Origin of the sequence: Rhodococcus sp. IEGM 1381 (genome assembly GCF_030056795.1) — a bacterium.
In the GTDB taxonomy this organism is placed as follows: domain Bacteria; phylum Actinomycetota; class Actinomycetes; order Mycobacteriales; family Mycobacteriaceae; genus Rhodococcoides.
In genome coordinates this window covers 419,823-440,491 of record NZ_JASHKQ010000001.1, presented here as the reverse complement: position 1 = coordinate 440,491, position 20,669 = coordinate 419,823, and the positions used below count along the sequence as shown (strand labels likewise).

Sequence of the window (20,669 nt, the reverse complement as noted above, 5' to 3'; positions counted from 1 at the left end):
TCGGGTGCGAAGAACTCCTGCAGCTATGCCGCAGCGAGATTCGATACGGTGTCGAACAGGACGTCTGGGCTCAGAGCCGCACCTGCAGTGAGTGATTGCTCGTCGAACTCGACTCCGAATGCATCCTCGATGGCAACCAGGATGTTGACCACGCCGAGGGAATCGATCGACGACTGCGAGAACGGACGGTCGGGTGCCACGACCGACTCGGGGGCGAGAGCGGCGAGAACGGAATCAAACTGCGAGCGCTGCATGGTGGTCTCCTGAAAGTTTCGAGGTGGTGGTGTCGAGTTCGGCGCGCAGGGCGCGCCGGTCGGGCTTTCCGTTTGCGGTGAGGGGGATGCGGGGGCGGTGGACCACGGCGTTGGGATGCCGGACAGGATCGAGCGCGGCGCGCAGCTGCTGATGCACCCAGCGCGGGTCCGCTGACCCGGTGACGATCAGACGCAGGGCTCCGTCTTCGGTGAGAACGGCAACCGCCTCGTCCACGGAGTCGAAGGACTCTGCACACGATTCGATTTCGACGAGTGAGATGCGTACACCGTTGCGCTTGATGACGTCGTCGTCGCGTCCCAAGAAGTAGAGCCGCCCGCTGTCGTCCAGGTAGCCGCGGTCGCCGGTGTGCAACTCGAGACCATCGGGTCCTGGACGAAATCTGTTCTGTGCATTCATGGGTACGTTCCAGTACCCCGCCATGACCGTCCCGCCGGAGACGACGATCTCACCGGGAGTTCCTGCCGAAACTGGCGTTCCGTCACTTGCGACGATGCGGATGTCGTCTCCGGCAATGGGGTACCCGACCGAATCCGGGTACTCGACGAACTCCTCGGGCGGCAGAATGGAGATACGTTTGCATTCGGTCATGCCGTACATCGAGGCGTAGCGGGATCCTGGGAAGAGCTGGAGCAAAGTTCGAGCGAGTTCGGGTGCCAGCCGGGCTCCGGTGTTGGTGAAGAGACGAACTGTGCCGATCGCGGATGTTCGGCGAGCCACGATTCGCAGGATCTGAGCGAGCGCAGGCACCAGGGGGACGACGGTCACGCACCGGCGTACTACGAGGTCGAGGATGCGCAGATCCTGGATCCCTTCGGCAACGACGACCGACGCTCCGACCGCGAAGGCAAGAAAGACCTGGTACAGACCATAATCGAACGACAGCGGAAGTCGGCAGAGCACGACGTCGTCGCGACGGTAGCCCAGGCCGTTACCGATGGCGGCGACGGCCGCAGCGACCGCTCCGTGCGGGCACACGACACCCTTGGGGCTACCGGTGGTTCCCGAGGTGTAGATCAGCAGTGCGATGTCATCGGGACGAACGGGTGCGGTGATCGGTGTGGTGGATGGCGAGTTTTCCAGGGCGGCGGCGACGGTGTCGACCGTGAGAACCCGTACTGGACTGTTCTCGTGACGCTCGGGGTGATCGGTGACGACGAGTCGGCAGCCACTGTCGCGGACTATGTGTGCCGCCTGGCTCGCAGTGAGTTCGTTGTTGATCGGTACGAACACTGCTCCTGCACAGATGGTTCCGAACAGTAGCTCGACGAATGCTGCACTGGACCGGCCGTGATGTACGACGCGATCGCCGGGCCTGATGCCGTTGTCGATCAACCACGCCGTCGCGCGCCGAACGCGTCCCCGCAGCGACCCGTAGGTGAGCTCGGTATTGCCGTCGACGATGGCAATGTCGGTTTCCCGACCCTGGTCGAGGAGTTCAGGCAGCAGCATCGGATCGGCCCTTCGTCTTGGACGACAGGCGATCGATGTCGCGCGGCGAGGTGATGCGCAGGACGTTGACCGATGGCAATGTGCGCGAGGCGATTCCGGCCAGAGTGTCGGCCGGTGGCAGGCAGATCGCAGTGGTGATGTCGGCTGCGCGGAAGGTCTCGAGGCAGAGATCCCAACGGACAGGTGCGGTGATTTGTCCAACGAGTCGCTCGCACAGGGATGTTGCGCTCCTGACGAATGCGCCGTCGGCGTTGGACACGATGGGGACCTCGGCGTCGAGCATGGCAACCGAGGAGATAGCCTCGGCGAAGATATCGGTGGCCGACTGCATCGCGGCGCTGTGAAATGCGCCCGCCACTTGCAGGCGGCGTACTGCGGTTCCGGCGGGCGGCGCGGCGACGAAGACCTCGATCGCCTGGATGGGTCCGGCGGCCACCAGCTGGCCAGGCCCGTTGTGATTGGCGACGGTCAGCCCGGCCGATTCGATTGCCGCAGTGACGTGTTCGAGATTTCCGCCGAGGACGGCCGCCATCGATCCATGGGTAGTCGCGCAGGCTGCGGCCATCGCGCGGCCTCGCACTGCCGCCAGGTGCACGGCGTCCGCAGGGGCGAGTGCTCCGGCCAACGCTGCTGCGGCCAGTTCTCCGACCGAATGTCCTGCCACTGCGGCGTGGGCCTGGCCGGCGTCTGCCAGTGCGTCGATCACCGGAAGGCCGGCAAGGAGTGCGGCGGTGACGAGGAGGGGCTGTGCGTTCTCGGTTCGGGCGATCTCGTCTTTGCTTGCTGTGGTGCCCAGCGCGATCAAGTCGATGTCGGCGCGCTGAGACCAATTCTCTACCAGTCGATGTCGTTCGGGGTCCTTGAGCCACGGTGCGAGCATCCGTGGCGTCTGTGCTCCCTGTCCGGGGGCGAGAAGGGTGATCATGGTGGTCCTCGTGCTCGTAGGTTCGGGGCATGCTTTCTCGCGCGGCAGCCGGTGTGGCCGATGCGTCGGGTGCTGTGGAGAGAGGAGGGGAAGTGCACGCGAGTCACTGTCGGCCGGTTGCCCCAGCGAATCGGCGGACGGCGGCGAACGAGAACCCGAAGAACCAGGCGGCGACGTTGATGAGTGCACCTGCGAGCGAGGCATGGGATCCGTCGAGGTTGTATCCGTCGGTCAGTGCGTAGCGGGCCAACGTTGCGACGCCGTAGAGGGGCGTCACCTGTGCGATCGCGAGCATGCCGCCGGACAGCGGGATGAAGATGTTGCCCAGGAAAGCGAGGCCGGTCATGACGACGCCGGGAACGTGGGTGACCACCTCGGGTGGCAGCAGCATGCCCAGCACAAGGCCGAGAGCGGAGAAGATGGCAGATCCGATCCACGCTACGACGAGGCCGGTGATCCAGACGATCGCGTCGGCGCGGGCACCGGTGAGTGCTCCCAGGATGCCGACCACGATGACCGGGATGGCCGAGTACACCTGGCAGGCGATGATGCGCGATGCGACGTAGCCGCCGGCGCCCAAGGGCGAGAGGCGAATTGTCCGCAGCCAGCCGTTGGCCTTCTCGTTCGAGATGCCCGCGGCCCGCGAGATGGTGCCGATCGACGCGCCGTAGACGGCGATACCGATCATCATCCAGGCCTGAAAGTTGCCGTGCGGCAGATCGACTCCGGCGCTGGGTTCCACGACGCGGAACAGGGCGAGGTAGAGCACGGCGGGCAGCGCGACGGTGAAGATCAGGTTCTGTGGGGTGATCTGCCTGCGGATGTCATGCAGCACGAAGGTGGGGTGCAGTCCGCGGCGCGGGCGTAGTGAGGTTGTAGTGGTCATCGGATGTCCTCAGTTCTGGTGTGTGCGGTCGGTCAGCGCGGAGAATGCTTCGTCGAGTGAGGCCGATACGATCGCGATATCGGTCGCAGAGGTCGACGTGCTCAATGCGCGCACCACGGGGTCGGTGTCGGTGCACACGAAGCGGAACCGGCCGTTGGCGAGTTCCTGCAATCGCGAGCTGGTCTGCGCTGCAACCGCTTCGGCTTCACTGCGTGGCAAGTTGGCGTCGACGGTCCGATTGGAGACGGTGGCCTTGATCTGAGCCACCGTGCCGTCGGCGACGAGGGCACCGTCGACGATGACGACGATTCGATCGGCGAAGTCCTGTGCCTCTTCGAGGTAGTGGGTCGCGAACATGACGGTGGTGCCGTCGGCTGCCTGCGCGCGCATCGCCTGCCAGAAGTGTTTGCGGGCTGTGACATCCATGCCGGCGGTCGGCTCGTCGAGCAGCAGCAGTTCGGGGTTGGAGAGCAGCGCGAGGGCGAACCGCACCTTCTGCTGTTCGCCGCCAGAGCACTTCGATACGCGTCGATTCACCAGATCGCCGAGTCCGGCGCGGGTGATCGCAGCGGCAGGATCGGCCCCGATGTACAGCGAGCCCATCATCGCGACGAGTGCGCCGACGGTGACGTCCGGCAACAGTCCACCGGACTGCAGTACCGCGGCGCTGCGTCCTGTCGACGCGGCGGTCAGCGGATCGGTGCCGAGCACCTCGATGGTGCCGCCGTCCGGTTCGGTGAGTCCGAGGATCATGTCGATCGTCGTGCTCTTGCCTGCGCCGTTCGGTCCGAGAAATGCCACAACCTGCCCGCGGGGAATCGAGAGGTTCAACTCGCGAACGGCGCGAAACTTCGAACCCGTGGAGTCGCTGAACGACTTGTGGACACCGGTGGCGTGTACCGCGAGTGCAGTCTCGGTACCCACCGCCTCGGCGCGAGTTGAACTCTGCGTGATCATCTGCAATTCCCTTCGCTCTTTCGTCAGTAGATCTTCAGCCGTGTTCCTCGGCGACACATCAGACTCTCCACCTCGGAGAAAGCGCAGGTCAACGCCAATTGCAAGGTCGTTTTCGCCGTCATGGCGAACTGTTGACAACTGTCACGTGCAATTACGGACCAGGTGTCACGTAAGTGCCCCGATGCAGGGATCCACGCCCCTCGTGGAGATCCACACCGCGTCTACGGGGTGTGAATGACGACGGAGGGCGTCGATTGTGGGGCTGGCTAGGTCGCGGAGCCGTCGGAGCTGCGTCTGAACGACGACGAGCGAGAGGTCGAGCGCCGTCGGAAAGCACTGCGGCCTATCAGTTCTCCGGAATGAGCGCCGTGATGTTCGACGACGTCAGATCATCGGTATCGGCCGTCTCGTCGAAGTACCGACGAAAGAGCATCCGCATGGATTCGATGACGTCGATGTGCTGCTGCAGAATGACGTCGAGAGACCGATCGGTGCCGGTGGCGAGGCGACCGAACCGGGCTTGCAAGTCTTGCGCAGACTTCAAGTCGCCCCACTCCTGAAATTCGCCCAGCCGAATGGCCTTACGTTTCATGTCGTTGAGATGTGCGATGTAGACGACGCAGGCTGCATCGCACTTGGCAGCGACTTCGATAGGAATAGTGATGGTGCCGGCGTCGGCTTGGGCGTTGAGCTCTTGCCAATGTGCGATGAGGTCCGGCCTGGTCTCGGTCACGGTTTCTGCATCTCTCAGTCGATGGATTTAGCTGGGTAGTTCTGAGTCGAGCCCTGCGACCAGGGAATTCAACTCCATACACGGGTCGTAAGGAGGGTTGCGGACCGTAGCATCAGTGATGATTGTCGCCCTGATCAATTGGATGCCCTCGGTGAAGGCAATGCCGCAGTTCAGAGATGCGTCGGCACCGACCTGCTGATACTGGGTTGCGTCGCGAGTGCCCACCCGCACAGCCTGAAGCCGGTCGAAGGTAGCGGGATCGTCGAGGTAGTCGATGCCTTCGAGCCCTACGAATATCGAAAAGTAGTACTTGTTGTTCGGCGGTCGATCTTCCCACCCACAGATCTTGAATCCGTATTGATCGCGGCCGAAGATCCCCGACTCCTTGGTGGCTACGTTCAATCCCGCTCGCTCGACGGCCTCGTCGGGGATGGTGCAGGGGTCCCATGGCGTAGTTGGGGCCGCGACGGTGGTGCTGGTCTTCGTTCCCGGCGACGCGGCACCCTCGGTGGTGCTCGAGCAGCCCGGGATCAGCAGAAGTGTTGCCATCATCGGGATCCATCGACGTGCCCTGCGCATTGCTCTTGTCCGTTCCTCGAGAACACCTACGTTCTTGGACGCAGCACAACCCGCGCCGGTTCCCGAGTGTCTGCAACTCGGGAGTCGCAGAATCTGTGACAGGCTGGCGGACGTGCAGGATTGCGACGACGGCAACTCGGGCCGTTTCGAGAACTCCACGTCTGTGCTGGTCGAGACGGGCATCTATGGGGAACTGGATCTGATCTACCGGGACGACGAGATCTGCGGTTCGTTTCGCGAGGGCGTACCCATGACCGTCACGATTTCTCGCACGGGGCCTCGGACCTCGGACACGGCACCGATCGGTACGCGCACCGCCGCGCACCTGCAGGCGAGCATCGACGGCCGCGACATCGTTCTCGATCCCGGCCGCGCGAGGCTCTTCAAGCGGTCCTACCGCATCGGTATCCAGTACGGCGGACGTACTCTGACGCTGCGCGCCAAGAACTTGGAAGACAGTGTGCTGCTGGATGGTTCGTCGGATCGGGGCGACAACGAATTCGGGGTGTTGACTCGCGTTTTCGCTGGAGGTGTCGATGTGTTGTGGTCGCTGCCTTTCACAATGGTGAACAAGACGATCGAACCGCCGACACCGTCCCGCGAGGACGCCCTCGTCGGCATCGTCGTCGCCGCGGCTTTCGGAACCGGCGGGCTGTCGTTGACGACCATCGTGATGGGCGCACTCGAATCGATCCTTCCGTGACCGTCCCGCGGGCAACGCGCTGACAGATCGGCCTCGATTTGGCATGGTGGAGGAATGCAGCGGCACGTGGGCGAGAGTTGGTCCACGGGACCGGTCTCAGGGGTAACCCCTGGGTACATCACGAGAATCGAGCACTGCGTCCGAAGCAGCTGTGCACGCTCCGCGTGCTTGACTGCTCCGAGGACGAAAGATTTCGGTCGCCCCGTGCCGTTGCATGTCACAGCGTTGCATGTCACAGCGCCGCACCTGAGTGTTAGCCGCCTGTGACCGAACGCGAATTGACTCCACCGGCCGCCGCGACATTGGCGCGGTTGGCCGCCGATGCCGAGTGGACGCGGTCGGGGCTCGAGGTGGCGTTCGCCCGGCTCATGCCCGAAAGAGCGTCCGGGCTCGCAGACCGAATAATCAATCTGTATTCCAGCCCGCCGTTCGACGAGGCATCGATTTTCGTTCTGTTGCGCGATCTTCCGTTCATCCCGGAGCCCTCGGTATCCTCGCAGCGGCCGAAGACGAGTTCCGCCTTCAAGCCCTGGCGATTCGAGGTGCCACGGTACGAAACGACCGGTCAGTTGGCTCGATCTCTCGACCTGACGATTTCCGAACTCGAATGGTTCGCCGACCTGCAGGGCAGGCTGCGTACTGCACCGTTCCCGTTGCAGCACTATCGATCTGCGCGACTCGACAAGCGTCAGGGCATCCGACTGCTGGAGGTGCCGAAACCGCGCTTGCGTGAGATCCAGCGAAAGATACTGCGCCGCATACTCGATCGAATTCCGGCCCATCCGGCCGCGCACGGCTTTCGCAGGGCGCGCAGTCCGCGTACCTTCGCGATGCCGCATTCCGAACGCGACGTGGTGATCTCGGTGGATCTCCGCCGCTTCTTTCCGTCCATCGGGTTCGATCGAGTCGTCGCGATCTTCGAGGCGGTCGGCTACCCCAGGAGGGTCGCGGCGAATCTCGCCGCGTTGTGCACGACGGTCACCTCGGCAGGTGAATTGGTCGGCGTGGACCGGCCCACTGCGGCGCGGCTTCGCGCTACCCACTTGCCGCAGGGTGCGCCCACATCACCGGCCTTGGCGAATCTGGCTGCGCGACAACTCGATATCCGGGCCGCAGGTCTGGCCCGGTCCGTCGGTGCCCGCTACAGCCGATACGCCGACGATCTGGCGTTCTCCGGTGGTGCAGACATCGACGTCGACAGACTGCTGTGGCTGATTTCCCAGATAGCCCACGACGAAGGCTTCACGATTCATCCCGACAAGACCAGGGTTCGACGCGCTCATCAGCGGCAACAGCTGACCGGGCTCGTCGTCAACTCGTGGCCGGCAGTGCCCCGAGAGGAATACGACAATCTCAGGGCACTGCTGCACAACTGCATCAGTACGGGCCCAGCCGAGCAGAATCGGCACGACCACAACGACTTTCGAGCACATATCTACGGACGCATCGCCCGGATCGGCGAGACGAACGAGACGCGTCGAGCAAAGCTGCTGAGCATGGCGGCCCAGGTCGAGTGGGCCTGAAGCCGCAGTTCAGACGGCCCGCACCCGCAGCAACACTCCGGTCTGTGGGAACAGCACCGGCAGTGCCACGCCCGCCTGCGCCAACATCGCCCCGGACAGCTCGACGATTCCGCCGTCGGCAATCCATGGCGGTAATTCGATGCCGTTGCCCAGGTCGCTGAGCTCCCGAACGAACTCGACGCGGTACCGAACATGTGGATCCAGACCAGGGAGGCGGACCCGATCGGTGCGGTCCTCGGGTGAGGTATCCATCCGCACCACCGAATACGCGGCCACCGAGAGATCCGCTGCCACGACTCCGTGTACCCAGACGCTCGGGTCGGGATGGTCGGCGCGCACAACATCGCCGGAGTGCAACAGCCCGCGCAGTTCCTTGTACAGCCCGGTCCACGACGTCAGGTATTCGTGGTCCTCGGACGAGAGTTCGGTGACGTCCATCTCCAACCCGGCGTGACCGAACAGTGATGTCAGGCAACGGAACTGGAGAGTGGACCACCGGCCGGACGTATGCGCGATCTGCGGACCGACGTGCGAGCCGATCAGCTCGGGCGGCAGCAGCTGGGTGGTCCACCGCTGCAGCCGTTGACGTTCGAGCGGATCGTTGGTGTCCGACGCCCAGACGCGGTCGGTGTGTTCGAGCACCTCCAGATCGATGCGGGCACCGCCCGATGCACAGGACTCGAACTCGACCCGTGGATGTCGGGATCGCAAGGCGTCGAGCAATCGGTAGTACGCCGCTGTCTGCTCATGCACCGCAGCGCGTCCGTCGGAATCGACCGCCAGCATCAGGTCTCGGTTGTGATCCCACTTCACGTAGTCCGGCCGCTCGTTGGCCAACACCGCATCGATGGCCGAGAGGAGGTAGTCGAATACGTCGTCGCGGGTCAGATCCAGTACGTGCTGGTGACGCCATTCCAGCGGGACACGCCCCGGTGCTGCGAGCAGCCAATCGGGATGTGCCCGAGCAATATCGGAGTCCAGGTTGACCATCTCGGGCTCGAACCACAGGCCGGGGCTCATGCCGAGCGCTCGGACGTGATCGAAGAGCGGGGCCAGGCCATCGGGCCAGACCCCCTCGTCCACCTGCCAGTCGCCCAGGCCGGCGCGGTCGTCACGTCGGTGGCGGAACCAGCCGTCGTCGAGCACAAATCTCTCGACGCCCACGCGCGCGGCGACATCCGCGATGCCGCGAAGCCGGGTGAGATCGTGGTCGAAGTAGACGCCCTCCCACACGTTGAGCACCACCGGCCGCGGCGACGAAGGATGCGTCGGGCGGGAGCGCATCCAGCGGTGCAACGACTGCGCCGAACCATCCAGTCCAGCCCGGGAGTACACGAAATGCACCCACGGCGTCGAGTAGGTCTCGCCGGTCTGCAGCACCACCTCACCGGGCGCGAGCAGTTCACCACCGCCCAGAACGCCGGAGGCCTGACCGGCCCGCTCGGGAAGCCGCTCGGCCAGGTGCAGGTGATCTCCGCTCCACGCGACGTGGGTACCCCACACCTCGCCGCTGCGGAAGCCGAAGCCCTCGCTGCCTGCGGTGAGAACCAGGGTGGCGTCATGCCCCGTTCTTCCGCGGCGTGAAGCGCGGACGGACGAGCCATGGTCGAACCGTCGACGCTGCGGGGTGCGCTCGCGGCAATGACGGCCCGTCAGATCGAGGAGTTCGGTTGCGGTATCCGGCAACGGCATCAGGGTCACGACGCCGTCGACGGTCAAGGGTCCGCCGTGCACGTTCCGAACACCCTGCCGAACTCGCAGTGATCCACCGACCTCGAGCGACATCTCGATCAACCATGAGATGCCCAGCTCGCTATCGGAAGCGTGCACAGTGCAACCGAATTCGGTAGCGGAGATGTTCACGTCCGCCCACCGCGGGTATTGCACCGAACCGTCACGATGCAGGGACAGAGCCGGGGTGCCCTGCCAGGCGTCGTCGCCGCCCGGTGCGAGGGTGAGCCACCGCGGCACATCCACACTCGAGTGCGGAACCGCCGGTATTGCGGCCCTACGCAGTTCGGCGAGATCGTGGTCGGTGAGCTCACCGAGATCGGTACCCCAGTGCAGCACGGCCGGAACGGCGGTGGACGACGGTGCGAGGATCACCATGACGCCGTCACGGCGCAGGACTACGAAACTCACTTGTTCGCACCCATCGTCAGTCCGGAGACGAAATGGCGTTGCAGCGCAATGAATACCAAGACCGTCGGTAGTGCGACCAGTACCGAGCCCGCGGCCAGCAGGTTGGTGTCGGTGAAGAAGCTGCCCTGCAGATTCTGCAGCGCCGTTGTCACCGGAAGCTTGTCACCGCTGACCATCAGGGCCAGAGCCCAGAAGAAGTCGTTGTAGATCCACGTCACCATGAGGGTGGCGAGTGCGGCCAGCGCGGGCCGGCACAGCGGCATGACGACCTGCCAATACTGCCGGAACAACCCGGCTCCGTCGACGGTCGCGGCCTCGAGCAATTCGAACGGCACGGTCTTCATGTAGTTGCTGAGCACGAAGACGCAGAAGCCCGTCTGAAACGCGACGTGCACGATGATCAGGCCCCAGTAGCTGTCGTACAGCGAGCCCGACGAGCTCATCCAGTACGGAACCGGAATTGCGTTGTACAGCCGGAACAATGGGGTCAGCAGAGTCTGCTGCGGCAGCAGGTTGCCGGCGATGAACACCGCCAGCATGAAGATGTTGAACTTCCAGCTGAACCGCGCCAGGATGAACGCCGCCATCGAGCCGAAGAACAGGATGAGCAGCACCGAGGGAATGGTGATGATCATCGAGTTGAGGAAGTAGTGCGGGATGCCGCCGATCTGCCACGAGTCGATGTAGTTGTCGAACGTGAATCCGCCCACCGACAGGTACCCGTTGAGCAGCACGTAGTCGTAGTCGCGGAACGAGTTGTACACCGCCCACACCAGTGGGAACAGCCAGGCCAGCGCCATGACTGTCAGCAGCACGTAGATCGCGATCTGTGCGGTGCCCGCGCGTCGACGATTGGCGACGGCCGCGCGGTTGCGGGTCAGCGGATCGCGCTCGGGAGGCGCTGTGCGCGTGAGTGAAGTGGTCATCAGTCTTTGCTCCGAAGAACGATGGCGAGGTACAGGGCGATGAAGACGAGCGAGATGCCGAGCATGATGGTGGCCAGCGCAGAACCGAATCCGATCCGGCTCGCCTCACCGACGACGTTGGCCGTCACGAGAGCCGAGATCAGCTCGAGTCCGTTGCGGCCCTTGTTGATCACCCACACCAGGTCGAAAGCGCGTAGCGCCTCGATGACGGTGATGACGATGATCAGCAGGTTGGTGTTCTTCATCAGCGGGAAGATGACGCTGAAGAACGTACGAATCGGTCCGGCACCGTCCATCACCGCAGCCTCGCGGACGGACGGGTCGATGGCCTTGAGGCCGGCCAAGTACAACAGCATGATGTAGCCGGTGTGACGCCAACCTGCCGCGACCATGACGGCCCAGATGTTGATGTCGGGATCGCCGAGCCAGTCGACGTCCGTGCCGAGCAGGCTGTTGAGGACGCCGCCCTCGGTGGAGTAGATGAGCTGCCAGATGAACCCGATGAGGGCCATCGACAGCACCACGGGGATGTAGAAGATGCTCTGGTATAGCCGAGATCCCTTGAGATTCTTGTCCAGCAGAATCGCGAGCAGGATGCCGATGACGGTGGGGACGAGGAACAGGAAGACGAGCCACAGCACGTTGTTCTGCAGTGCTTGCTGGAACGGCGGATATGCCTGGACCGCGTCGACGTAGTTCTGAGTACCGATCCACTCGATGCTCGACGTGCCGCCGATTCCGTCCCAGCGTGCGAACGAGAGGATCACCGTGAACACGGTGGGAATCCAGACGAGACCGATGACGATCATCGCGGGAACGCCGAGCATCAGCGCGATGGTCCACTTCTCGCGAACACTGCGCCGAATCTTCGGCGACTTGACCCGTTCGGGTGCGGTCATGGCATTACCTGATCTCGAGGTCGAGTGAATGATGAGGGTCGAATCACACTGCGCACGATCATGTTCCGAACACCGCCGACTTCTGGCGTTCGATGCTGCGGACCAATCCGTCGACATCGTTCGGGTTGCCGATGAACTGTTGCAGGGCCGGGATCATGACGATCGACGCGAAGTCGGGTCGCGTGTCGCGGTCGAAGAACTGCGTGATCTCTCCGGCGTTCTGCACGAGCTCTGCCGATTTACGCACCAGCGCAGGGAAATCCGACAGGTCGGCGTCACGGTGTGCGGGGATGGCCTGGGGATCCTGCTTTGCGTAGGCGACGGCAGGCTCGGGGCCGGTGAGGAAGGTCAGCAGCTTCTCGGCAGCGGGACGGTTGCGCGGATCGGCGCGCATCATGAAGCCGTCCATCGGCGCCTCGACCGCGGAACTGCCGATGGCGGAATCGAGTTCGGGGAAAGGGAAGAAATCGAGGTCGTCGCGTTCGGGCCCGGCGGGGAAGCTCTGTGCGACGAACATGCCGGCGACCAGGGACCCGACGCTCTTGTTGAGCAACGCCGTCTGCGCATCGGCGATCTTGCGGCCCAGTGGCTGCGGTTGATGGAACGGCAGAATCTCGCGCCAGGTATCGAACACGGTGCGGACGCGATTGTCGGTCCAGCTGACATCACCGGCCAACAGGGTGCGGTGGAAGTCGACACCGTTGAGGCGCAGGTTCAGATAGTCGAACGTCCCCATCGGTGGCCAGCCGTCGCGGGCACCGAAGCCGATCGGAGTGATGTTGTCGGCCTGCATCTGCTTGTTCAACGCGACCCACTGGTCGTACGTCTTGGGTGGTTCGTATCCGCGCTCGGCCCACAGGCTCGGCCGGTAGAACACGGCCCAGGGGTAGTAGAAGAACGGAATCAGATATTGGTTGCCGTCGGATCCGGTCGAGTTCTCCTTGAAGCTGTCGCTGTATCCGCCGCCGTTGCTGGCCCACACGTTCGAGACGTCCTCCACCAGACCCTTGTCTGCGAAGTACTTCATTCGGTAGCCGCCCATCCAGGTGAACACGTCGTCGGGCGTCCCCTGGAGGTAGTTGTTGACGTTCTCCTGGAACGACGTCGAATCGACGGTGTTGACGCGGATGTCGCCGCCGGTCTGTTGCCGATACATGGCAACGAAGTCCTCGACGCCGACCTTGGAGTTCTTGTCCGACAGCCGCGAGCCGAGCGTGACCGTATTGGGATCGAGACTGCTCGAGCACGACGACAGCACGCCACCGGCGGTCACTGCGCCCGCTGCGACGAGCGCTGACCTAAGAAAGTCGCGCCGAGACGGCTGCCACGTACGCGGCCACTCGTGTGGGTTCATGAGAATCCTTCGCCGGAAAGTATCGATAACGATCAGAAGTGAACATTGACGATGTCCAACGATGTGCGTTTGCTGACCGTTCGGGGTGATGCAGGTTACAGAAACATGACTCGACAGCGTCTGTCAAGCTCTAAGTGGACCTTCCACCTGCATTAGTAGGAAAATGTTCATTCATGTTGACATCTGAGAACTGCTCGTTCATATTGTGAGGATGGACACAGCGCGACGCAGCACCTGGCCGACCCGGGGAATTTCTTTCGGGGGCGATTACAACCCCGAGCAGTGGCCCGAGGACGTGTGGCATCGCGACGTCGAGCTGATGCACGAGGCCGGCGTCGACTTCGTGACCGTCGGTGTCTTCTCCTGGGCGCGCCTCCAGCCGACTGCCACGGCGTGGGACTTCGAGTGGCTCGATCGCGTCATGGATCTGATGCATCAGGGTGAGATCCGAGTCGACCTGGCCACGGCTACCGCGTCGCCCCCGCCCTGGTTGGCCACGGCCTACCCGCTGATGCGTCCGGTCGACGAGCGCGGCTACCGCTACGCCATCGGTAGTCGTCAGACATGGAGCCCCAGTTCGGCTGTCTATCGGGAACATTCACTCGAGCTCGTGGAGAAGATGGCGCACCGCTACGGTGAGCACCCCGCGCTGGCGATGTGGCATGTCTCCAACGAACTCGGCTGCCACAACGCCCTGTGCTACTCCGATGACAGTGCCCATGCGTTCCGGGAATGGCTCAGTGCCAGGTACATCGACCTCGAGACCCTCAATACCGCCTGGGGCACCGACTTCTGGAGCCAGCGGTACAGCGACTGGGACGAGATCGTTCCTCCATCGGTGAGTACCACATTCGGTAACCCCACCCACCAGCTCGACTGGCGACGCTTCTGCTCCGACGCACTGCTCGAGCAGTACCGCGCCGAGAAGGCCGTGCTCAATCGCATCACCCCCGACGTTCCCGTGACCACGAACTTCATGGTGGGTATGGGCCAGGGTGCCGCGCTGGCCGGCAACATGGACTACGCGTCGTGGGCCCCCGAGCAGGACATCGTCTCCACCGACCACTACCTCGTCGGACCCGAAACCGGCGACGGCGCAGCACATCACAAGCTCTCGTTCTCGGCCGATCTCACTCGCGGCGTGGCAGGCCGTCGACCCTGGTTGTTGATGGAGCATTCCACCAGCGCCGTCAACTGGCAGCACATCAACCGCGCCAAGGTTCCCGGCGAGATGATGCGTAACTCACTGGCGCACATGGCACGTGGAGCAGACGGCATCGCCTACTTCCAGTTCCGTGCCTCCAAGGCGGGCGCAGAGAAGTTCCATTCGGCTCTGGTTCCGCACGCAGGCGAGGACTCCGCGCGCTGGCGTGAGGTCGTCGAGCTCGGTGCTGCTCTGCGTCGCATGGCACCGGTGGCAGGCAGCACCGTCGATGCTCGGGTTGCCGTGCTCTTCGACTGGGCCTCGCAGTGGGCCTGCGAGCAGGAGGGCCACCCATCGATGGCAATGCAGCCCATGGAGATTGCTCGACGTGCACATCGCGGATTCACCTCCGCGGGCGTGACCTGCGACGTGATTCCGTCGTCGACGGACCTGAACGGGTACGACGTGATCGTCGTTCCGGCTCTCTACCTGTGCAGCGACGAGACTGCCGCCCGGATAGCCGAGGCTGCCGAAGCAGGTGCGCAGGTTCTCGTCACTGCCTTCTCGGGAATCGCCGACGAGGACGATCACGTGCGACTCGGCGGGTATCCGGGTGCCTTCCGCGAGATGCTCGGGGTCCGCGTCGAGGAGTTCTTTCCGCTCGCGGACGGCGAGAAACTCTCCCTCGACGACGAGACCCTCGGCGAGATCTGGAGCGAATACCTCACCGCGTCCGACGATGTCGACGTACTGGCGCGGCACACCCAGGGTCATCTGCGCGGAGTTCCCGCGCTGACCAAGCGCGCAGTCGGCTCCGGTGCAGCCTGGTACGCGGCAACCGTTCCCGACGCGACGGGCTGGGACGCGCTGGCCGACAAGCTCTGCGCTGCAGCCGGTATCGACGCTCGGCGTGACCTCGGATCCGATGTGGAGATCGTGCGCCGATCGGCGGGGGAGCAGTCCTGGCTCTTCGTACTCAACCACGGTAGCGACAAGGTCAGCGTGCCGGCCACAGGTACCGACCTGGTCGGCGGAGCACAGGTCGACGGTGAGCTGATCGTGGCTGCAGGCGGTAGTGCAGTGATCGCCGAGACCCGCTGATGCTCGCCCATCAGCGTCAGCAGAAGATTCTCGACCAGGTGACGGCCTCGGGCGCAGTCAAGGTCGCCGATCTGGGTGCTGCGCTGTCGGTGTCGGACATGACCATTCGACGCGACATCAACGAACTCGTCGCCCGCGGTCTCGTCGAACGAGTACACGGCGGCGTCACGCTCCCACGATCGGCGAGTGTCTTCGAGCCGGGGTTCTCGGCCAAGTCCGAACTGGACCGAGATGCCAAGGCTGCCATTGCCCGGGCCGCAGCGCGTTTCGTGCGGCCGGGGACATCCATCGGTATCTCGGGCGGCACTACAACGCACGCGCTGGCTCAGGAACTGCTCGACGTCCCGGACATCACCGTCGTCACCAACTCACTCCCCGTTGCCGAGGTCTTTCACACCGGCGGCCGGACGGATCAGACCGTGTTGCTCACCGGCGGGCAACGCACACCTTCTTACGCGCTGGTCGGGCCGCTCACGGTCAGCGCGTTGCAGAGCATCCACCTGGACATGCTGTTCCTCGGAACGCATGGGGTGGACATCGAATCGGGGCTCACCTGCCCCAATCTCATGGAGGCGCAGACCAATCAGGCACTGGTGGCGTCGTCCCGACGCGTCATCGTGCTGGCCGACCACACCAAGTGGGGTGTCCGTGCGCTCGCCAACACCATCGCGCTCTCTCGCGTCGACGTGTTCGTCACCGATGCCGGACTCGATCCGGGCCTTCAGGATGCGTTGTCCGAGGTGGTCGACGACGTGGTGATCGCCGGAGAACCTGTCGACACGAACGAGGAACGAGTACTCGATGACCGCGCATGACGCCACGACACACGCACTGCGCAAGACGTCGACCACGTTGGCCGACGGCCGCGAGCTGATCTACTACGACGACACCGAGCCCTACGTCTCCGGTGGAGCCACCCGCGACCTGGTCGACACCCGCGCTCTCTCGCCGTCGATGTCGCAGTCGCAGATGCGATTCGACGTTCTCACCGGCGAATGGATCGTCATCGCCGCTCAGCGGATGGACCGAACGTTCCTGCCGCCGGCCGATGCGTCGCCGCTGGCTCCGAGTCGTCCCGACAGGCCGGCGACGGAGATTCCGGCTGCGGATTACGACGTGGTGGTGTTCGAGAACCGATTCCCGTCACTGTCCGAAACTGCTGCACAACAGACACTTCCGACAGAAGTGGACGGAGAGTCGCTGTGGCCTCTCGCGCCCGGCACCGGACGCTGCGAGGTGATCTGTTTCGCGAGCGATCCCGACGCTTCCTTCGTCTCCCTCGAGCTCTCTCGGGTTCGCACCATCATCGACGTCTGGGCCGACCGCACCGCCGCGCTCTCCGCGATTCCCGGCGTGCAGCAGGTCTTCTGCTTCGAGAACCGCGGCAAGGAAATCGGCGTCACGCTGACGCACCCGCACGGTCAGATCTACGCCTACCCCTACCTCCCGCCCCGCACCGACGCGCTGATGCGGCAGTCTCGCAAGCACTTCGAGAGCACCGGACGAGTACTGCTGGCTGATGTCCTCGCTGCCGAGCTGCGTTCGGGTCGACGCATCGTCGTCGACGCCGAGCACTGGGTCGCCTACGTCCCGGCGGCGTCGCGGTGGCCGGTCGAGGTTCACCTCGCCCCTCGCCGCGATGTGGCGGACCTTGTCGAGTTGAACGATGCCGAGCGTGACGAACTGGCCGGGGTCTACCGAGATCTGCTGCGCGGAGTCGATGCGTTCTTCGAGGGCGTCGACGAGGTGCCGTACATCTCGGCGTGGCACCAAGCCCCCGTGGGAGCCGACCGTGAACTGGGAAGGCTGCACCTGCAACTGTTTTCGATGATGCGATCACCGGGTCGGATGAAGTTTTTGGCCGGATCCGAATCGGCGATGGGTGCGTGGGTCAACGACACCACGCCGGAACGGATTGCAGATCGACTGCGCGAGGTACTCGGATGAAGTGGCTCGACGTCGTCGCCGAGGAAGATCTCGCCGACGGGGCCGCAGCGCTGTTTCGCAGCGCGTTCGGCGGTGAACCCGACGGCGTCTGGATCGCACCGGGACGGGTCAACCTCATCGGTGAGCACATCGATTACGCGGGCGGACTGGTCCTGCCGTTCGCGTTGCCGTACGCCACTGCGGTTGCAGTACGTCGCCGCGAGGACACGGTGATGCGCGCCGTGTCGACACACACCGACGAGTCGTGGACGGGTGAGCTCGCGGAGATCGGCCCGGGTGCACCCGCAGGCTGGTCGGCCTACGTGGCAGGCGTGGCCTGGGCGCTGCAGGAGCACGGGATAGGCGGAGTCGATGTTGCGGTGCACTCGTCGGTGCCGGTGGGCTCGGGTCTGTCGAGCTCCGCAGCCCTCGAGTGCTCGTTCGCCCTGGCGCTCAGCGAGCTGTTCGATCTGCAGGTCGATCGAAACGTCCTGATCGAAGCCAGCATTCGAGCCGAGAACGAGATCGCCGGTGCGTCGACAGGCGGCATGGATCAGAACATTGCGATGTCGGCTCAGCCGGGACACGCGCTGTTGCTCGATTGTCTCGACGGGTCGACGCGTCAGATCCCCCTCGATCTCGACGCGTCGGGAACCAGGCTGCTGGTGATCGACACCAACGCCCCGCATCGGCTGGTCGACGGTCAGTACGGAGCGCGTCGGAAGTCGCTCGACACCGCGTACGCCGAGTTGGGGGTCACGACGCTGCGCGGCCTCGATCTCGAACAAACGGTCTCGCGCCTCGTCGACGACACTCTTGTCGCCCGAGTTCGCCACGTCATCGGTGAGATTGGGCGGGTGGAGCAGGCATCCGAGCTACTCGACCGCGGTGCCGCAGGCTCCGAACTCGGTGAGTTGATGACGGCCTCGCACATGTCGTTGCGAGACGATTACGAGGTCAGCTCGCCGGAACTGGACAGTGTCGTGGACACAGCGCTTCGCGCAGGTGCGCACGGGGCTCGCATGACCGGTGGAGGGTTCGGCGGATCGGCGATTGCTTTGGTGCCGTCGGACATCGTCGAGGCGGTGGTGGTCGAAATCGACTCCAGCGCAGCACGAGCCGGATTGCCACAGCCCACATTTCTCCGCGCCGAGCCCGCCGGCTCCGCGCATCGATTCTTCTAACCTCTACAAAGGAGCATTCCCATGGCACAGGTCACGTACGAAGGGGCCACCAAGCTCTACCCGGGATCGGACGTCGCGGCGGTCGAATCGTTGGACCTTGCCATCGAGGACGGCGAATTTCTCGTTCTCGTCGGTCCGTCCGGCTGCGGAAAGTCCACCTCCCTGCGCATGCTCGCCGGGCTGGAGGACGTCGACTACGGTGCCATCAAGATCGGTGACCGCGACGTCACTTCGCTGGCACCCAAGGAACGTGACATCGCGATGGTGTTCCAGAACTACGCGCTGTACCCGCACATGACCGTCGCGAAGAACATGGGCTTCGCGTTGCAGATCGCCGGTATGGACAAGGCAGAGGTGGGCCGACGCGTCGAGGAAGCGGCGAAGATTCTGGACCTGACCGACTACCTCGGCCGTAAACCCAAGGCGCTCTCCGGTGGTCAGCGTCAGCGCGTTGCGATGGGCCGTGCAATCGTGCGGAACCCGCAGGTGTTTCTCATGGACGAGCCGCTCTCGAACCTCGACGCCAAGCTTCGCGTGCAGACCCGCACGCAGATCTCCTTGCTGCAGCGCAGGCTCGGCACCACCACGGCGTACGTCACCCACGATCAGGTCGAGGCCATGACCATGGGCGATCGGGTGGCGATCATGAAAGCCGGTGTGCTGCAGCAGTGCGCCAGCCCGAAGGAGCTGTACGAGCGCCCGGTCAATGCCTTCGTTGCCGGCTTCATCGGATCGCCCGCGATGAACCTGTTCGAGGTGGACGTCGTCGCCGGTGCCGCGAAACTCGGAACGCTGACGGTGCCGATCGAGCGGTCGATATCCGACCGCATCGACGGCAGCCGCGTGACGATGGGCGTGCGCCCGGAAGCGTGGACGCTCTCCGATTCCGGTACCGACATCGTCGTCGACGTTGTCGAGGAACTCGGCGCAGATGCCTACATCTACGGCCGCACCGTCGAGGACGCGTCGAATCTCGGCACGCTGGGGGCGCAGATCATCGCCCGGATCCCCGACATCGCGACCCCCTCCCAGGGGGACGTCATTCGAATCGCCCCGCGCGCCGAGACAGTGCACTACTTCTCGACGAAGACGGGATTGAATCTGCGCCCCTGAGCTGAAATCAGGTACGGACTTTTGTGGCGGCGAACTGTGCGCCTTGCGTGGTGGTGCCGTTCGTACCGTACTGAAGGTGTGCGAAGGCGTTGAATCCACCGATCTGGCATACCGGATCGCCGAAGTTGCAGAAGCTCGTCGCACGTGAACCGTATGTGCTGCTGGATGTTTCGATCTTCTGTCCGGACAGGCCGAATGGGTTGCCGAACACCACGACTGCCTCGATCCGGGAGGCTATGGCGGCCGGGATGACGGCACCGCTGAAGCTGCTGGGGGTGCGTAGTCCGACGGCGTTGGTCACGACGGTGGCTCCTTGCGAATATCCACCGATCACGAATGTCGTCGAAGGGCACGATGCAGCAACGGAATTCAGGTGCGCGACGAGGTCACGGGATCCGGGGCCTGCGCTTGCCTGGGTGAAGTCTGCGGCGTAGTTGACGGCGTAGGTGCTCACCGAGCGGTCCGACAGCTGAGATTTCAGGCTGTTGACGAACGGTGTGCCGGTGATGCCGAGTCCAGGGAGCTCGCCGGTCCCGCGGGCGAAGGAGATATCGACGTCCGAACATGGTGCAGCAGAAGCCACGCCGGCGGGAAGTACTACCGCTGATGCGGAAATCGCTAGTGCTGCAATGGAATACGCGAGCCAACGTCTCTTCATGTGGTGCCCTTCTGGGTCGAGGGAGGTTACAGGCACGAACGATAGCCGCTGAAACAATCTTTTCCCAGGGTCGTGAAAAGTTTGACTACCAGTACCGAAGGGTGGTTTCTCAACTTCTGTTGCGCTACTGTCACCGCTGGGGTTGCCGTAGACCGGGCATAAAGCCTGGTCCGAATTTTCCGGGGGATATG

19 protein-coding genes are annotated in these 20,669 nt (G+C 63.9%); 7 read left to right on the top strand and 12 right to left on the bottom strand.

What is annotated here, in order from left to right:
• Positions 1-23: 23 nt before the first annotated feature.
• The 7 genes from QM797_RS02135 to QM797_RS02105 form a co-directional block, all read right to left on the bottom strand.
• On the bottom strand, positions 24-254 hold the full coding sequence (locus QM797_RS02135) for a phosphopantetheine-binding protein (protein WP_269601757.1): 231 nt from the start codon (positions 252-254) through the stop codon (positions 24-26).
• On the bottom strand, positions 235-1,725 hold the full coding sequence (locus QM797_RS02130; RefSeq protein WP_283273473.1) for a class I adenylate-forming enzyme family protein: 1,491 nt from the start codon (positions 1,723-1,725) through the stop codon (positions 235-237). The genes QM797_RS02135 and QM797_RS02130 overlap by 20 nt, the downstream gene beginning before the upstream one ends.
• Positions 1,712-2,650: an ACP S-malonyltransferase gene (locus tag QM797_RS02125; protein WP_283273472.1), complete on the bottom strand. Its 939-nt coding sequence runs from the start codon at positions 2,648-2,650 to the stop codon at positions 1,712-1,714. The genes QM797_RS02130 and QM797_RS02125 overlap by 14 nt, the downstream gene beginning before the upstream one ends.
• Before the next feature lie 103 nt (positions 2,651-2,753).
• Positions 2,754-3,536, bottom strand: coding sequence for an ABC transporter permease (locus tag QM797_RS02120; RefSeq protein WP_283273471.1), 783 nt, complete (start codon positions 3,534-3,536; stop codon positions 2,754-2,756).
• 9 nt (positions 3,537-3,545) lie between these two features.
• Positions 3,546-4,493, bottom strand: a complete 948-nt coding sequence (locus QM797_RS02115) for an ABC transporter ATP-binding protein (protein WP_283273470.1) — start codon at positions 4,491-4,493, stop codon at positions 3,546-3,548.
• 346 nt (positions 4,494-4,839) lie between these two features.
• Positions 4,840-5,226 (bottom strand): hypothetical protein, encoded by a 387-nt coding sequence (locus QM797_RS02110; protein WP_283273469.1) that lies wholly within the window; start codon positions 5,224-5,226, stop codon positions 4,840-4,842.
• Between the two features lie 27 nt (positions 5,227-5,253).
• The gene (locus tag QM797_RS02105; RefSeq protein WP_283273468.1) at positions 5,254-5,775 is read right to left on the bottom strand and encodes a DUF3558 family protein; all 522 of its coding nucleotides are present in this window, start codon (positions 5,773-5,775) and stop codon (positions 5,254-5,256) included.
• 142 nt (positions 5,776-5,917) lie between these two features.
• On the opposite strand from QM797_RS02105, the gene QM797_RS02100 reads away from it, so the two are divergent.
• On the top strand, positions 5,918-6,508 hold the full coding sequence (locus tag QM797_RS02100; RefSeq protein ID WP_283273467.1) for a hypothetical protein: 591 nt from the start codon (positions 5,918-5,920) through the stop codon (positions 6,506-6,508).
• Between the two features lie 263 nt (positions 6,509-6,771).
• A complete protein-coding gene (locus QM797_RS02095) occupies positions 6,772-8,031 on the top strand; it encodes a reverse transcriptase family protein (RefSeq protein ID WP_283273466.1) in 1,260 nt (419 codons plus the stop codon).
• A 9-nt stretch (positions 8,032-8,040) separates the two neighbouring features.
• On the opposite strand, the gene QM797_RS02090 is transcribed toward QM797_RS02095, so the two are convergent.
• The 4 genes from QM797_RS02090 to QM797_RS02075 are packed head-to-tail and all read right to left on the bottom strand — an operon-like array spanning position 8,041 to position 13,352.
• Entirely contained in the window at positions 8,041-10,173 is a 2,133-nt protein-coding gene (locus QM797_RS02090) for an alpha-galactosidase (protein WP_283273465.1), read from the bottom strand.
• Positions 10,170-11,099, bottom strand: a complete 930-nt coding sequence (locus tag QM797_RS02085) for a carbohydrate ABC transporter permease (RefSeq protein WP_283273464.1) — start codon at positions 11,097-11,099, stop codon at positions 10,170-10,172. The genes QM797_RS02090 and QM797_RS02085 overlap by 4 nt, the downstream gene beginning before the upstream one ends.
• On the bottom strand, positions 11,099-11,998 hold the full coding sequence (locus tag QM797_RS02080; RefSeq protein WP_032378859.1) for a carbohydrate ABC transporter permease: 900 nt from the start codon (positions 11,996-11,998) through the stop codon (positions 11,099-11,101). Before QM797_RS02080 ends, QM797_RS02085 begins: the two co-directional genes overlap by 1 nt.
• Before the next feature lie 58 nt (positions 11,999-12,056).
• On the bottom strand, positions 12,057-13,352 hold the full coding sequence (locus tag QM797_RS02075; protein WP_283273463.1) for an ABC transporter substrate-binding protein: 1,296 nt from the start codon (positions 13,350-13,352) through the stop codon (positions 12,057-12,059).
• Between the two features lie 211 nt (positions 13,353-13,563).
• Here QM797_RS02075 and QM797_RS02070 point away from each other — a divergent pair, with 211 nt between their 5' ends.
• Genes QM797_RS02070 through QM797_RS02050 form a run of 5 tightly spaced genes read left to right on the top strand, consistent with a single transcriptional unit; the run spans position 13,564 to position 19,820 of the window.
• Positions 13,564-15,597 carry a beta-galactosidase gene (locus tag QM797_RS02070; protein WP_283273462.1) on the top strand — a complete coding sequence of 678 codons (2,034 nt, stop codon included), beginning with the start codon at positions 13,564-13,566 and terminating at the stop codon, positions 15,595-15,597.
• Positions 15,597-16,412 (top strand): DeoR/GlpR family DNA-binding transcription regulator, encoded by an 816-nt coding sequence (locus QM797_RS02065; protein WP_283273461.1) that lies wholly within the window; start codon positions 15,597-15,599, stop codon positions 16,410-16,412. Before QM797_RS02070 ends, QM797_RS02065 begins: the two co-directional genes overlap by 1 nt.
• Positions 16,399-17,544: a galactose-1-phosphate uridylyltransferase gene (gene galT / locus QM797_RS02060; protein ID WP_283273460.1), complete on the top strand. Its 1,146-nt coding sequence runs from the start codon at positions 16,399-16,401 to the stop codon at positions 17,542-17,544. Before QM797_RS02065 ends, galT begins: the two co-directional genes overlap by 14 nt.
• A complete protein-coding gene (gene galK / locus QM797_RS02055) occupies positions 17,541-18,707 on the top strand; it encodes a galactokinase (RefSeq protein WP_283273459.1) in 1,167 nt (388 codons plus the stop codon). The genes galT and galK overlap by 4 nt, the downstream gene beginning before the upstream one ends.
• 21 nt (positions 18,708-18,728) lie before the next feature.
• On the top strand, positions 18,729-19,820 hold the full coding sequence (locus QM797_RS02050) for an ABC transporter ATP-binding protein (RefSeq protein WP_283273458.1): 1,092 nt from the start codon (positions 18,729-18,731) through the stop codon (positions 19,818-19,820).
• A gap of 7 nt (positions 19,821-19,827) precedes the next feature.
• On the opposite strand, the gene QM797_RS02045 is transcribed toward QM797_RS02050, so the two are convergent.
• Complete coding sequence (locus QM797_RS02045) at positions 19,828-20,478, bottom strand: cutinase family protein (protein WP_283273457.1); 651 nt, start codon at positions 20,476-20,478, stop codon at positions 19,828-19,830.
• Positions 20,479-20,669 lie beyond the last annotated feature (191 nt).

Bases quoted from the DNA above. Each gene is read 5' to 3' on its own strand.
- QM797_RS02135 (WP_269601757.1), bottom strand. From the start codon at position 254: ATGCAGCGCTCGCAGTTTGATTCCGTTCTCGCCGCTCTCGCCCCCGAG.
- QM797_RS02130 (WP_283273473.1), bottom strand. From the start codon at position 1,725: ATGCTGCTGCCTGAACTCCTCGACCAGGGTCGGGAAACCGACATTGCC.
- QM797_RS02125 (WP_283273472.1), bottom strand. From the start codon at position 2,650: ATGATCACCCTTCTCGCCCCCGGACAGGGAGCACAGACGCCACGGATG.
- QM797_RS02120 (WP_283273471.1), bottom strand. From the start codon at position 3,536: ATGACCACTACAACCTCACTACGCCCGCGCCGCGGACTGCACCCCACC.
- QM797_RS02115 (WP_283273470.1), bottom strand. From the start codon at position 4,493: ATGATCACGCAGAGTTCAACTCGCGCCGAGGCGGTGGGTACCGAGACT.
- QM797_RS02105 (WP_283273468.1), bottom strand. From the start codon at position 5,775: ATGGCAACACTTCTGCTGATCCCGGGCTGCTCGAGCACCACCGAGGGT.
- QM797_RS02085 (WP_283273464.1), bottom strand. From the start codon at position 11,099: ATGACCACTTCACTCACGCGCACAGCGCCTCCCGAGCGCGATCCGCTG.
- QM797_RS02080 (WP_032378859.1), bottom strand. From the start codon at position 11,998: ATGACCGCACCCGAACGGGTCAAGTCGCCGAAGATTCGGCGCAGTGTT.
- QM797_RS02075 (WP_283273463.1), bottom strand. From the start codon at position 13,352: ATGAACCCACACGAGTGGCCGCGTACGTGGCAGCCGTCTCGGCGCGAC.
- QM797_RS02070 (WP_283273462.1), top strand. From the start codon at position 13,564: ATGGACACAGCGCGACGCAGCACCTGGCCGACCCGGGGAATTTCTTTC.
- QM797_RS02065 (WP_283273461.1), top strand. From the start codon at position 15,597: ATGCTCGCCCATCAGCGTCAGCAGAAGATTCTCGACCAGGTGACGGCC.
- galT (WP_283273460.1), top strand. From the start codon at position 16,399: ATGACCGCGCATGACGCCACGACACACGCACTGCGCAAGACGTCGACC.
- galK (WP_283273459.1), top strand. From the start codon at position 17,541: ATGAAGTGGCTCGACGTCGTCGCCGAGGAAGATCTCGCCGACGGGGCC.
- QM797_RS02050 (WP_283273458.1), top strand. From the start codon at position 18,729: ATGGCACAGGTCACGTACGAAGGGGCCACCAAGCTCTACCCGGGATCG.
- QM797_RS02045 (WP_283273457.1), bottom strand. From the start codon at position 20,478: ATGAAGAGACGTTGGCTCGCGTATTCCATTGCAGCACTAGCGATTTCC.